General features: G+C 66.7%; 13 protein-coding genes. 9 read left to right on the top strand and 4 right to left on the bottom strand.

Annotation, left to right across the window (positions count from 1 at the left end):
- Window positions 1-1,312: penicillin-binding transpeptidase domain-containing protein (locus ACH13J_RS14930; RefSeq protein ID WP_397544146.1), on the top strand; the 1,312-nt coding region annotated here is incomplete at its 5' end.
- 19 nt (window positions 1,313-1,331) lie between these two features.
- On the opposite strand, the gene ACH13J_RS14925 is transcribed toward ACH13J_RS14930, so the two are convergent.
- Window positions 1,332-2,582, bottom strand: coding sequence for a DUF4147 domain-containing protein (locus ACH13J_RS14925; protein ID WP_397544145.1), 1,251 nt, complete (start codon window positions 2,580-2,582; stop codon window positions 1,332-1,334).
- Window positions 2,583-2,724: 142 nt separating this feature from the next.
- On the opposite strand from ACH13J_RS14925, the gene crcB reads away from it, so the two are divergent.
- The 8 genes from crcB (at window position 2,725) to ACH13J_RS14885 (ending at window position 10,187) form a co-directional block, all read left to right on the top strand.
- Entirely contained in the window at window positions 2,725-3,102 is a 378-nt protein-coding gene (crcB, locus tag ACH13J_RS14920) for a fluoride efflux transporter CrcB (protein ID WP_397544144.1), read from the top strand.
- Window positions 3,099-4,142 carry an RluA family pseudouridine synthase gene (locus tag ACH13J_RS14915; protein WP_397544143.1) on the top strand — a complete coding sequence of 348 codons (1,044 nt, stop codon included), beginning with the start codon at window positions 3,099-3,101 and terminating at the stop codon, window positions 4,140-4,142. The genes crcB and ACH13J_RS14915 overlap by 4 nt, the downstream gene beginning before the upstream one ends.
- The gene (locus ACH13J_RS14910) at window positions 4,139-4,822 is read left to right on the top strand and encodes an HAD-IA family hydrolase (protein WP_397544142.1); all 684 of its coding nucleotides are present in this window, start codon (window positions 4,139-4,141) and stop codon (window positions 4,820-4,822) included. The genes ACH13J_RS14915 and ACH13J_RS14910 overlap by 4 nt, the downstream gene beginning before the upstream one ends.
- Window positions 4,819-5,535, top strand: a complete 717-nt coding sequence (locus ACH13J_RS14905; RefSeq protein ID WP_397544141.1) for an ATP12 family protein — start codon at window positions 4,819-4,821, stop codon at window positions 5,533-5,535. Before ACH13J_RS14910 ends, ACH13J_RS14905 begins: the two co-directional genes overlap by 4 nt.
- 190 nt (window positions 5,536-5,725) lie before the next feature.
- Entirely contained in the window at window positions 5,726-6,745 is a 1,020-nt protein-coding gene (locus ACH13J_RS14900) for a transporter substrate-binding domain-containing protein (protein ID WP_397544140.1), read from the top strand.
- Between the two features lie 135 nt (window positions 6,746-6,880).
- Entirely contained in the window at window positions 6,881-8,095 is a 1,215-nt protein-coding gene (locus tag ACH13J_RS14895; RefSeq protein ID WP_397544139.1) for an ABC transporter permease subunit, read from the top strand.
- A gap of 1 nt (window position 8,096) precedes the next feature.
- Complete coding sequence (locus ACH13J_RS14890) at window positions 8,097-9,389, top strand: ABC transporter permease subunit (RefSeq protein WP_397544138.1); 1,293 nt, start codon at window positions 8,097-8,099, stop codon at window positions 9,387-9,389.
- 48 nt (window positions 9,390-9,437) lie between these two features.
- Complete coding sequence (locus ACH13J_RS14885; RefSeq protein WP_397544148.1) at window positions 9,438-10,187, top strand: ATP-binding cassette domain-containing protein; 750 nt, start codon at window positions 9,438-9,440, stop codon at window positions 10,185-10,187.
- Window positions 10,188-10,217: 30 nt separating this feature from the next.
- On the opposite strand, the gene ACH13J_RS14880 is transcribed toward ACH13J_RS14885, so the two are convergent.
- The 3 genes from ACH13J_RS14880 to argB are packed head-to-tail and all read right to left on the bottom strand — an operon-like array spanning window position 10,218 to window position 12,231.
- The gene (locus ACH13J_RS14880) at window positions 10,218-10,691 is read right to left on the bottom strand and encodes a histidine phosphatase family protein (protein WP_397544147.1); all 474 of its coding nucleotides are present in this window, start codon (window positions 10,689-10,691) and stop codon (window positions 10,218-10,220) included.
- Between the two features lie 14 nt (window positions 10,692-10,705).
- Entirely contained in the window at window positions 10,706-11,338 is a 633-nt protein-coding gene (locus ACH13J_RS14875) for a ferredoxin (RefSeq protein ID WP_397544137.1), read from the bottom strand.
- Between the two features lie 29 nt (window positions 11,339-11,367).
- Window positions 11,368-12,231: an acetylglutamate kinase gene (gene argB / locus ACH13J_RS14870; RefSeq protein ID WP_397544136.1), complete on the bottom strand. Its 864-nt coding sequence runs from the start codon at window positions 12,229-12,231 to the stop codon at window positions 11,368-11,370.
- Window positions 12,232-12,236 lie beyond the last annotated feature (5 nt).

Genomic DNA, 12,236 nt, shown 5'->3' with positions numbered 1-12,236 from the left:
GCGCCATGCCTTTCCCGCCCTTGCGCCGCACCTCGCCGATCGCGCCCGCGCGGCCGCGCCCCGCGCCCCGCGCCAGCAGTTGACGCTTCGCAAGGACCTGCAGCAAGACCTCGAAGCGCTCGCGCGTGACACGCTGCGCGACCTGCCGGCGGCCGTGTCGGTGGCCATGGTGGTGGCAGACCACCGCACGGGCGAGATCCTCGGCCATGTCGGCTCCGGCAGTTATGGCCGGAATGCCGGCCGGCAGGGTTTCAATGACATGACGCAGGCCGTGCGCTCGCCCGGCTCGACGCTCAAGCCGTTCGTGTACGCGATGGCCTTCGACCGCGGCCTTGCCCATCCGCAGACGCTTATCAACGACCGCCCCGTCACGTTCGGGTCATACGCGCCGGAGAACTTCGACGGCGCCTACCGGGGCGAGCTGCCGGTGGCCGAGGCGTTGAGGCAATCGTTGAATATTCCCGTGACGCTGCTGATGGACGAGATCGGTCCGGCACACCTGATGGCCCTGCTGCGAAGGGCGGGGGTGCGCGCGGTGCTGCCGGGGGACAAGGCGGGCCTTGCCGTCGCGCTCGGGGGGGTGGGCGTGACGCTGACCGACCTTGTCCAGCTCTATGCCATGCTGGCCAATGGCGGTGTCGCGCGCGATCTGCACTGGCGGACAACCGGCAGCGCAGCAGAAGGGCGGCGCGTCATCGGGCGGTCGGCCGCGTGGCACGTGGCGGATATCCTTGCAGGGCTTGCCCCGCCGCCGGGGGCGCCGCACGGGCGCATCGCCTACAAGACCGGCACATCCTACGGTCACCGTGACGCGTGGGCGGTGGGCTTCGACGGGGCGCACGTGGCCGGGGTCTGGATCGGGCGGGCCGATGGCACGCCGGTCCCGGGCGCCTTCGGCGGCGATCTGGCCGCGCCGGTGCTGTTCGAGGCATTCCAGCGGCTCAAGCCGGCGGCCGAGCCATTGTCACCCGCCCCGCCCGAGACGCTGACCGTGGGCACCGCCGACCTGCCCCCGCCGCTGCGACGGTTCAGCGGGCGAGAAGCGGTGTTCCGGCCCGATACCGACGCGCCCAAGCTGGTCTTTCCGCCCGCCGGCGCGCGCCTCCCGGTGACGGGGGGCGCCCTGCCGGTCAAGCTGCGCGACGGAACACCACCCTTTACCTTTCTGGCGAATGGCGCGCCGGTGGCCAGCGGTCTGCGCCGCCGCACGGCCACGCTGCCGGACATGTCGACGGGCTATTCAACCCTGTCGGTGATCGATGCAGAGGGTCGGGCGGATCGCGTCACCGTCTGGATCGACGCGCAGCCCTGACCGCGGCGCGCGCGGTCGTTCACCCCGTGTGCTGGATCAGGATTGCCCGGAAGTCGTTGACGTTCGTCAGTGTCGGGCCCGTGACCACCTGACCGCCCGTCCGGCCGAAGAAACCGTGCGCATCATTCTCGGCCAGCGCGGCCGCGGCGTCCCGGCCATGCTCCAGCGTCTCGGGCCCGATGAGGGCACCGGCCACCTCGGCTGCGCCGTCCACCCCGTCGGTGTCACAGGCGATCGCGTGGATGCCCGGGGCACGATCAAGCGCCAGCGCCAGCGCCAGCGCGTATTCCGCATTCGGCCCGCCCGTGCCGGCGCCGCGCCGCGTCACAGTCAGCTCGCCGCCCGAGAGCAACAGTATCGGCCGGTCCGCCGCCTCCATGCCCGCCTGTGCCGCGAGGGCGATTTCGGCGTGGAGTCGGGCCACCTCCCGCGCCTCGCCTTCGATGGCATCGCCCAGAAGGCGCACTTCAACGCCCGCGTCGCGCGCGGCATCGGCCGCCGCGGCCAGCGACTGCGATGGCGCGGCGCATATGACATTCTTGACCCGGGACAGGCGCGGACCGCCCGGGGGGATAACCTGTTGCGGCCCGTCGAGGACCGCCGTGACCGACGGTGGCAGCGCGATGCCGTGCCCATCCAGTATCGCGCGTGCCTCCGCCGGGGTGCTCGCTTCGCCCGCCGTGGGGCCGGACCCGATCACCGCCGGGTCGTCCCCCGGCACGTCCGAGATCATCAGTGCGAGCATCCGCGCCGGCCATGCCGCCGCGGCAAGTTGGCCCCCCTTCACCCGGCTGAGATGCTTGCGGACCGTGTTCATCCGGCTGATCGGCGCCCCGCTGGCGAGGAGTGCCTCGTTGACCGCCTGCTTTTCCTCCAGCGTGATGTCCCCGGCGGGCTGGACCAGCAGGGCCGAGGCGCCGCCGGAAACCAGGGCCATCACCATGTCCTCCTCGCCCAGCCCGGCGACAAGCTCGAGGATGCGGCCTGTGGCTTCCATGCCGGCGCGGTCGGGCACCGGGTGTGCCGCCTCGACGATCTCTATGCCCTTGCACGGGCGCGCATGCCCGTAGCGGGTGATGACCAAGCCCTCGCAAGGGCCGTAGGCGGCTTCGACGGCCTCGGCCATGCGTGCGCTCGCCTTGCCCGCCCCGATGACCACCAGACGACCCTGCGGCCTCGGGGGCAGGTGGGCGCCAAGGCTCCGCATCGGGTCGGCCACGGCGACGGCCCTGTCGAAAAGGCCGCGGAGAAAGGTCTTGGGGTCTGGCATGCGGGACCGCTCCGGCTGTTTCACCGGGCACACTAGCGCGGCGACCCTTGTGCCGACAGGCCATTCGCGACACTCCCGGCGCGGGTGTCGGCACGATGGGGTCAACTTGACAATTGCAGGCCGGCGCGCGACAGACGCCGCCATGCTCATGACCGTCCTCCAGGTTGCCGCGGGCGGTGCGCTCGGGGCCTCGGCCCGCTATCTCGCCTCGGTCGGGGCGATGCGCCTTGTCGGGCCGGGATTCCCATGGGCCACACTGTTCGTGAATGTCGCGGGTTCCTTTCTCATGGGGGTTCTGGTCGTGGTGCTGGCGCACAAGGGCGGGACCCGTTTTGCCCCTTTCCTGATGACCGGGGCGCTTGGCGGTTTCACGACGTTTTCAGCATTCTCGCTGGATGCATTGACGATTTATGAAAGGGGGCAGGTGGCGCTATCGGCCGTTTACGTGCTGGCATCCGTGGCGTTGTCGCTGGCGGCGATCGGTGCGGGGCTGTTGGTGGCGCGGGGTGTCGTTCAATGAGCGGCGTGCAGACTCTGACCGTGGCGCCCGACGAGGCTGACCAGCGGCTTGACCGGTGGCTGCGGCGCCGGTTCCCGCATGTTCCGCAGGGCCGGATCGAGAAGATGTGCCGCAAGGGCGAACTGCGCGTCGATGGCGGCCGGGTCAAGGCCTCGGCGCGGCTCGAGGCGGGCCAGCAGGTGCGCATACCGCCCCTTCCAGAGCCTTCGGCGACGGCAGAGCCTGCGGACGCGCGCATCTCGGACCGGGATGCAGAAATGATTCGCGGCACGGTGATCTACCGCGATGCGCATGTCATCGCCCTGAACAAGCCCCCCGGCCTGCCCGTTCAGGGCGGCAGCAAGCAGACCCGCCACGTGGACGGGCTGGCCGCCGCGTTGCGTTTCGACGCCGAGGAAAACCCGCGGCTGGTGCACCGTCTGGACAAGGATACGTCTGGCGTGCTGCTCATGGCGCGAAGCCGGGCCGTCGCCGCGCGCCTGTCCTCGGCTTTTCGCGCCCGCGACACGCGCAAGATTTACTGGGCCGCTCTTGCCGGCGTTCCCACCCCGCGCATCGGCACGATCCGCTTCGGGCTGGTCAAGGCACCGGGGCACGGGGCGCATGGCGAGGGAGAAAAGATGCTCTGCCTGCACCCCGACGAGGTGGCCGGCACGAAAGGGGCCAAGCATGCCACCACCGATTATGCCGTGATCGAGGCGGCGGGCACCCGGGCCGCATGGGCCGCGCTTGTGCCGGTGACCGGACGCACCCACCAGCTGCGCGCACACATGGCCGAGATCGGGCACCCCATCGTGGGCGACGGTAAGTACGGCGGCTCCGGCCAGGAAAACAAGGGGGATGGCTGGGGCGCACAACTGGGCGGCGAAGTCAGCCGCAAACTGCACCTTCATGCCCGTTCGCTCGACCTGACCCACCCGGTGACCGGGGTGCGCCTGCACCTTGTCGCGCCGCTGCCCGCGCACATGGCCCGGACATGGGAGATGTTCCAGTGGCAGGAGTCAGAGGCCCCGGACGACCCGTTCGAGGAACTGGCATGACCGGCCCGCTGCGCCTGATCGTTTTCGATGTCGACGGCACCCTTGTCGACAGCCAGGGCGATATCGTGGCGGCCATGGCCCATGCCTTTTCCCGCGCGGGGCAACCGGCCCCCCCGCGCGGGCAGGTTCTGGGGATCGTGGGGCTTTCTCTCGATACCGCGATGCCCCGCCTCGCCCCGGCGCTGCCGCCAGCGGTGCATGCCCGCATGGTGGGTTGGTACAAGGATGCCTATGTCGCGCTGCGCGCCAAGGCCGGTGCGGCGGAGTCGTCGCCGCTTTACCCGCATGTGCGGGATACGCTTGCCCGGCTCCACGGTGTGCCGGAATACCTGCTGGGGGTGGCCACCGGCAAGTCACGCCGCGGGCTGGACAAGCTGCTGGAGGGGCACACGCTCGGCCCGTTCTTTGCAACGCAGCAGGTCAGTGACCATCACCCTTCCAAGCCGCACCCGGCGATGCTGCATGCCGCCATCTCCGAGACCGGCGTCGCGGCGGCGGATGCGGTGATGGTGGGCGATACCACCTATGACATGGAGATGGCGCAGGCCGCCGGCATCCCGTTCATCGGCGTGAACTGGGGCTATCACCCCGCCGCGACGCTGACCGGGGCGGCGGCGATCCTCGACGACATGCGCGATCTGCCGGACGTGCTCGACAGCCTATGGGAGCCTGCGAAATGAGTGAATGGAAGGCCCGCCGATTCTGGAACGAGGCGCGTGTCACGCAAGCCGATGGCGGATTCTCCGTCGCGCTTGACGGGCGGCCCGTGAAAACACCGGCCAAGGCGCCGCTGGTCGTTCCGACCGCCCAAATGGCCGAGGCCGTGGCGGCGGAATGGGACGCCCAGCAGGACGAGATCCAGCCCGCCACGATGCCGGTCACGCGCGCGGCCAACGCGGCCATCGACAAGGTTGCCGCCCAGCATGCCGAGGTGGCTGCGATGATTGCTGCCTACGGCGACAGCGACCTGCTGTGCTACCGCGCCGACAGCCCGCAGGAACTGGCGGCGCGGCAGGCCGCGGCGTGGGACCCGTTTCTGGACTGGGCGGACAGGACGTTCGGCGCGCGGCTCATTCCCGTCGTCGGCGTGATGCACGCGCCGCAGGCGCCGGAGGCGCTGCGCCGTCTCGGCGAACCGGTGCATGCCATGGACCCTTTTTCGCTGACAGCGTTTCATGACTTCGTCAGCCTGTCCGGATCGCTCGTTCTGGGGCTGGCCGCCGTTCACGAGGCCGAGGATATCGGGGCGCTGTGGCGTCTGTCGCGGATCGACGAGACCTGGCAGGAGGAACAATGGGGCGTGGACGAAGAAGCCCGCGCGCAAGCCGAAGTGAAAGAATCGGAATTCCACGCGGCCAAGCGTTTTCATGATCTTGCGCAGGGCGGGGTGTAGCTGCCCCGGATCGGGCGCCACGGCGGCGGCGGGCCCTAACGCCATCGTTTTTCTTGATCCGGGGCTTGACGCCAGCGAATGAATCCAACCAAACTCGCTGCCACTGACGGGGAACTCCCCAGTATCGCTCCGGCCCTTTCGGGCCGTATCAACCGTTCTGGAAAGAGCGGACAATCAGGAAGAGGTAAACATGAAAAAATCCGTATTTCTTGGCGCGCTGACCGTTGCCGGGCTTTCCGCCGGCGCGGCCGCCGCGGGGACGCTGGATGACGTAAAGGCGCGCGGCACGCTGAACTGCGGCGTGACCACCGGTCTCGTCGGCTTTGCCGCGCCGGACGCAAACGGTGTATGGGAAGGCTTCGACGTGGCGGTCTGCCGCGCGGTCGCTGCGGCTGTTCTCGGCGATTCCACGGCGGTCGAGTTCGTGCCGACGACGGGCAAGACACGTTTCACCGCGCTCGCCTCGGGCGAGGTGGACATGCTGGCACGGAACACCACCTGGACGTTCACCCGGGACGTTGACCTCAAGTTCGAATTCACGGGCATCAACTACTACGATGGCCAGGGCTTCATGATCCCCGCCGGGCTTGGCGTCAGCTCCGCCAAGGAGCTGGACGGCGCGACGGTCTGCATCCAGACCGGCACCACGACCGAGCTCAATCTGGCGGACTACTTCCGTGCCAACAACATGGATTACGAGCCGGTCCCGATCGAAACCAACGCCGAGGCGCAGCAGCAGTACCTCGCCGGTGCCTGCGACGTCTATACCACCGACCGCTCCGGCCTGGCCGCGACGCGTGCCGCGTTCGAGAACCCGAGCGACCACGTGATCCTGCCCGAAACCGTCTCGAAAGAGCCGCTCGGCCCGCTCGTGCGCCACGGCGATCACCAGTGGGGCGACGTTGTCCGCTGGACGCTCAACGCCCTGATCGCCGCCGAGGAAATGGGTGTGACCAGCGCCAACATCGAGGAAATGGCGTCGTCTGCGACGGACCGTCCCGAAGTCAACCGCCTGCTCGGCACCGAGGGCAACCTTGGCGAAATGCTCGGCCTCGATCAGGACTGGGCCGTGCGCGCCATTTCGGCCGGGGGCAACTACGGCGAGCTTTTCGCCAAGCATATCGGCGAGGACACGCCGGTTGGCCTCGACCGCGGGCTGAACGCACAGTGGACCGATGGCGGCCTGATGTACGCGCCGCCGTTCCGGTAAATCCCGTACCGATGAAAGGGTGCGGCTTGGCCGCGCCCTTTCACACCTTGCAAAAGGGACAACAGGAACCGGCCCGCGGCCCCGGGACACCGGCGCCGACATAAAAACACGGGGCCGGCCAGCGGGGATCCCAAGATGACAACAATGACCGACCCTCAGAAGGCGTCGTTCCGGCTGTCGATGCTGATCTACGACACCCGGTACAGATCTTACACCTTCCAGATGATCGCCCTGCTTCTGTTGATCGCGGCCTTTGCATGGCTGGGATCGAACCTCATGCAGAACCTGCGCGATGCCGGCCTCAGCATTTCGTGGGAATTCCTCGGCGAACCGTCCAGCTATGACATAAACCAGACCCTGATCGAGTATGACAGCCGCTCCTCGCACTGGCGGGCGACGCTGGTGGGGGTCATCAACACGCTGCTGGTCTCGCTGCTCGCCTGCATGACGGCCACGATCATCGGCGTCGCGGCGGGCGTGCTGCGGCTGTCCAAGAACTGGCTCGTGCGCAAGCTGATGGCGGTTTACGTCGAAGCGTTCCGCAACGTGCCGGTCCTGATCTGGATCATCATCATATTCACCATCATGACGGCCGTGATGCCGGCGCCGCGCGCTTTCCGGGGCGAGGACCCGGATGCCAGCATGGTCTTCGGCGCGATGGCCTTCACCAACCGTGGTGTCTATATCCCCAAGCCGCTATTCGAGCCGGCAGGCTGGGTGGTGCTGGGCATCTTCATCGCCTCCATCGTGGGGGTTTTCGCCTATCGCCGCTACGCGACCAAGCTGCTTTACGACACGGGCAAGCTGCTTCCGATGGGCTGGCCCTCCCTCGCGATCCTGCTCCTGCCGGCGATCCTCGCCTTCTTCGTGCTTGGCCGACCCATCAGCCTTGAATACCCCGAGCTGGGCGGTTTCAATTTCTCCGGCGGCATACAGATCCTGGGTTCGCTGATCGCGCTGTGGTTTGCGCTGGCAATCTATACCGGCGCCTTCATCGCCGAGAACGTGCGCGCCGGTATCCTGTCGGTGAGCAAGGGCCAGACGGAGGCGGCGGCGTCTCTCGGGCTGCGCCCCGGCCGTATCATGAACCTCGTGGTTCTGCCGCAGGCCCTGCGGGTCATCATCCCGCCGCTCATTTCGCACTATCTCAACATCACCAAGAACAGCTCGCTCGCGATTGCCGTGGGCTACATGGACCTGACCGGCACGCTGGGCGGCATCACGCTCAACCAGACGGGCCGTGCGATCGAGACGATCCTGCTCCTGATGCTGTTCTACCTTGCCATCAGCTTGTCGATCTCGGCGATCATGAACGTCTACAACAACGCGATCAAGCTGAAGGAGCGGTGACATGAGCGACACCCATGAACACTCCGTCGCCTTCGTGCGGACCGAGATCCTGCCCGAACAGGAACCGCCGGTCGCGGAAACCGGGGCGATAAAGTGGCTGCGCGAGAACCTGTTCTCCAGCGTCGGCAACAGCGCACTGACACTCGTCGCGATATACTGCGTGTACCGCCTCGTCGACTGGATCCTGCCATGGCTCGCCAACGGCGTTTGGGATTCGCCGTCGATCCGCGCCTGCCGCGAGATCCTGCAAGGCGAGGTGGGGGGCTGTTTCGCCGTCCTGGCGGAACGCTGGAACCAGTTGCTTTTCGGTTTCCAGTATCCGACCGAGCTCTACTGGCGGGTCACGCTGGCCTTCGTGCTGCTTTTCGTCGCCATCGCGCCGGTGCTTTTCTACAAGGTGTTCCCGCGCAAGATGCTGATCTTCACCGGCCTTTACCCCTTTCTTGCCTACTGGCTGATCTGGGGCGGTTCGGTGCTTGTTCCCGTATTCACGCTGCTTGGTTTCGTCGTCGGTTACATCGTCTATTCCCGCCTCGTCGCCAAGAGTTTCGCGCTCGGCTTCTTCGGCGGGATCTTTGCCATCGGCTTCACGTGGTGGCTCGCCTCCTTTGTCCCCGTCGAGGGGGTGCTTGCCATGCAGCAAGTCGAAAGCCGCGAGATCGGGGGGTTCATGCTCAACCTGATCCTTGGCACGGTCTGCGTTTCCCTGTCGATCCCGATCGGGATCGCGCTGGCGCTCGGGCGGCAGTCGGACATGCCGATCATCAAGTGGATCTGCGTGGTCTTTATCGAATTCATCCGCGGCGTGCCGCTCATCACGCTTCTCTTCGTGGCCAACGTGGTGCTGGCCTATTTCCTGCCGCCGGGCACGACCTTTGACCTGATCGTGCGGGTGATCATCATGATCACGGCCTTTGCCTCGGCCTATATCGCCGAGGTGATCCGCGGCGGGCTGTCCGCGCTTCCCAAGGGACAATACGAGGCCGCGGACAGTCTCGGGCTGGATTACGCGCAGTCGATGCGCCTCATCATCCTGCCGCAAGCGCTCAAGATCTCGATCCCGGGTATCGTCAACGTGGCTGTGGGCCTGTTCAAGGACACCACGCTCGTCTCGATCATCTCGATGTTCGATCTCGTGGGCATGATCCGCGGACCCATTCTTGCCTCGACCGAGTGGAACGGCGTCTACTGGGAGCTGTTCGGCTTTGCCGCGCTCCTGTTCTTCGTCGTCTGTTACGGCATTTCGCAGTATTCCCAGTGGCTGGAGCGCCAGCTGACGCGGGACAGTCATTAAGGAGGTTTTGCCATGGCTGAAGCGGCAACAAACGTGATCCCGACGGAAATGACCGTCTCGGACGAGGTGGCGGTCGAGATCGTCGGGATGGACAAGTGGTTCGGTGCATTCCACGTGCTGCGGGATATCAACCTGACGGTGAACAAGGGCGAGCGCATCGTCATCGCCGGGCCCTCCGGCTCTGGCAAGTCGACGCTGATCCGCTGCATCAACGCGCTGGAAGAGCACCAGAAGGGCAAGATCATCGTCGATGGAACCGAGCTGTCCAACGATCTCAAGAACATCGACAAGATCCGGTCAGAGGTCGGGATGGTTTTCCAGCACTTCAACCTGTTCCCGCACCTCAGCATCCTCGAGAACTGCACCCTCGCGCCGATCTGGGTGCGCAAGACGCCCAAGCGCGAGGCCGAGGAAACCGCCATGCATTTCCTCGAAAAGGTCAAGATCCCAGACCAGGCCCACAAGTATCCCGGCCAGCTCTCCGGCGGTCAGCAACAGCGCGTGGCCATCGCGCGGAGCCTGTGCATGAAACCGCGGATCATGCTGTTCGACGAACCGACCTCGGCGCTCGACCCCGAAATGATCAAGGAGGTGCTCGACACCATGATCGAGCTCGCGCAGGAGGGCATGACCATGCTCTGCGTCACCCACGAGATGGGTTTCGCCCGGCAGGTGGCCAACCGCGTGATCTTCATGGACCAGGGTCAGATCGTGGAACAGAACGAGCCCGAAGAGTTCTTCAACAACCCCAAGAGCGAGCGGACAAAGCTGTTTCTCAGCCAGATCCTCGGACACTGAGCGGCCGGCCGCCCCGCGCCGCGTTAGGCTTCACCCCGTCAGTTCGCGCGGTATGACGAAGTCGATGGGCCGCGCCGCGCCGAGGCGTGCCTCTGCCCATGTCGTGATGTCGAGATCGGCGACGAGCGTCGCGCATGTCGGGTAATCGAAGAAACGCGGGTGTGGCGGCGGCTCGGTCACGAGATTCTGCGCGAACCAGCCGATGCCCGGATTGTGCGCCAACACCAGCACGCAGTCCCCGCTGGCCGCCCTCAAAACGCGCAGGATCTCGTCCGGGCCCGCGTGATAGAGCGCGGGCAGGAAGCTCGTGTCGGCGGCGATCTTGAGCCCGGCAAAGGTTTCCCGCGTCCGCTTGGAATCCGAGCTCAGGACCTGATCGGGAACGTAGCCCTTTGCGCGCAGCCAATCGCCCACGACCCGGGCCGACACGCGGCCACGCCCGTTGAGCGGGCGGGCATGATCGTCGAGCGCGGGATCGTCCCAGCTCGACTTGGCGTGCCGCATCAGGATCAGCCGCTTCACCGAAAGGCCCTCATGTGGAATGCGGATTGAGCGTCAACCCTGCCATAGCCCCGGCTTACCGGGCAAGCGCGGCGTACGGCGCAGCCCCGCGCCATGCAATCGTTTCCTGCCCGGTCGAGATCGGCCTTGCAGGCAACGACGTCATAGCCGTCGCCGGCAAAGGCATTGACGGGGCAGGCCCCGAGGCAGGGCCGGTCGGCGCAGTCCTTGCAGGGGTTCGGGGGCGGCGCGGGGGCCGTGATCCGCTCGGCAAACCCCAGGGCGCCGCGATACGACACCATCAGCCCGGCGGTGTCATGAACCAGCAACCCGACCGGAGAGACATGCGCCCGCCCGCTGGCCAGCGCCCACCGGATGAATGGCTGGTAGGGCGGGCCCCCGAACGGGAACAGCGCTGTTGCACCGAGCGATGCCGCCAGTTCCCCGATCACCCGTTCCGACCAGCGGTCAAGCGGGTCGGCCCGCCCGTCGCGGTATTCCGGCGATGCGGTAAACGCGTTCCAGAATCCCGGCTCCAGCGGACCCAGTAGCAGAAGCGTCTCCAACCCCTCTGGTACGCCGTCGCTGACCACGCCCATGACCGCCAGCCGGCGGTCGGCCAGCTTGCGTTCGATCTCGGACAGTTTCATGAGCAGTGATCCTGCAAGGTCCGCAAGGCTCAGCCCGCCCGAATGAGCGAGCCCGCGCCGTGCTCGGTGAACAGTTCCAGCAGCACCGCGTTGGGCGCGCGCCCGTCGATGATGACCACCGCGCGCACCCCGCCCTCCAGCGCCCTGAGCGCGGTTTCGGTCTTGGGAATCATCCCGCCCGCGATCACGCCATCACGGATCAGCCCGTGGATCTGGCTGGATGTCAGTTCGGTCATGAGCCGGCCCTCGCCATCCTTCACGCCGTCAACGTCGGTCAGCAGCAACAGCCTGTCCGCCTTCAACGCGGCGGCCACCGCCCCCGCCGCGGTGTCACCGTTGATATTGAACGTCTCGCCGTTGCGCCCGCTGCCGAGCGGGGCGATAACCGGGATCGTGTCATCGCCGAACAGCGTGCGCAGGATCGACGGATCCACCTCGGACGGCTCGCCGACGAGGCCAAGATCGGGATCGGCGGGATCGCAGGTGATCAGCCCGGCATCCTTGCCGGACAGTCCGACCGCCTTGCCTCCCTGCCGCCCGATGGCCTGAACGATCCGCTTGTTCACCCGCCCCGACAACACCATTTCCACGACGTCCATCGTGGCCTCGTCCGTTACGCGCTTGCCGCCCACGAAATCGGACTTTATCCGGAGCTTTTCCAGCATCTCGTTGATCATCGGCCCGCCGCCGTGGACGATCACGGGGTTCACGCCCACTTGCCGCATCAGGACAACGTCGCGGGCAAAGCTCTCCATCGCTTCGTCGCTGCCCATGGCATGACCACCGAGCTTGATGACCACGATCGCGCCATCGTAACGCTGCAGATAGGGCAGCGCCTCGCTGAGGGTTCTTGCGGTGGCGATCCAGTCGCGGTTCATCTTGCTTGCCTTCATTACCT

Source organism: Roseovarius salis (genome assembly GCF_044472985.1).
In the GTDB taxonomy this organism is placed as follows: Bacteria; Pseudomonadota; Alphaproteobacteria; order Rhodobacterales; family Rhodobacteraceae; genus Roseovarius; species Roseovarius salis.
The sequence above is the reverse complement of the archived record's forward strand: the minus strand, read 5'-3'. Positions and strand labels throughout refer to the sequence as shown.

Coding starts and splice junctions, on each gene's coding strand:
- ACH13J_RS14925 (WP_397544145.1), bottom strand. CDS start 2,582: ATGCCAGACCCCAAGACCTTTCTCCGCGGCCTTTTCGACAGGGCCGTC.
- crcB (WP_397544144.1), top strand. CDS start 2,725: ATGCTCATGACCGTCCTCCAGGTTGCCGCGGGCGGTGCGCTCGGGGCC.
- ACH13J_RS14915 (WP_397544143.1), top strand. CDS start 3,099: ATGAGCGGCGTGCAGACTCTGACCGTGGCGCCCGACGAGGCTGACCAG.
- ACH13J_RS14910 (WP_397544142.1), top strand. CDS start 4,139: ATGACCGGCCCGCTGCGCCTGATCGTTTTCGATGTCGACGGCACCCTT.
- ACH13J_RS14905 (WP_397544141.1), top strand. CDS start 4,819: ATGAGTGAATGGAAGGCCCGCCGATTCTGGAACGAGGCGCGTGTCACG.
- ACH13J_RS14900 (WP_397544140.1), top strand. CDS start 5,726: ATGAAAAAATCCGTATTTCTTGGCGCGCTGACCGTTGCCGGGCTTTCC.
- ACH13J_RS14895 (WP_397544139.1), top strand. CDS start 6,881: ATGACAACAATGACCGACCCTCAGAAGGCGTCGTTCCGGCTGTCGATG.
- ACH13J_RS14890 (WP_397544138.1), top strand. CDS start 8,097: ATGAGCGACACCCATGAACACTCCGTCGCCTTCGTGCGGACCGAGATC.
- ACH13J_RS14885 (WP_397544148.1), top strand. CDS start 9,438: ATGACCGTCTCGGACGAGGTGGCGGTCGAGATCGTCGGGATGGACAAG.
- ACH13J_RS14880 (WP_397544147.1), bottom strand. CDS start 10,691: ATGCGGCACGCCAAGTCGAGCTGGGACGATCCCGCGCTCGACGATCAT.
- ACH13J_RS14875 (WP_397544137.1), bottom strand. CDS start 11,338: ATGAAACTGTCCGAGATCGAACGCAAGCTGGCCGACCGCCGGCTGGCG.
- argB (WP_397544136.1), bottom strand. CDS start 12,231: ATGAAGGCAAGCAAGATGAACCGCGACTGGATCGCCACCGCAAGAACC.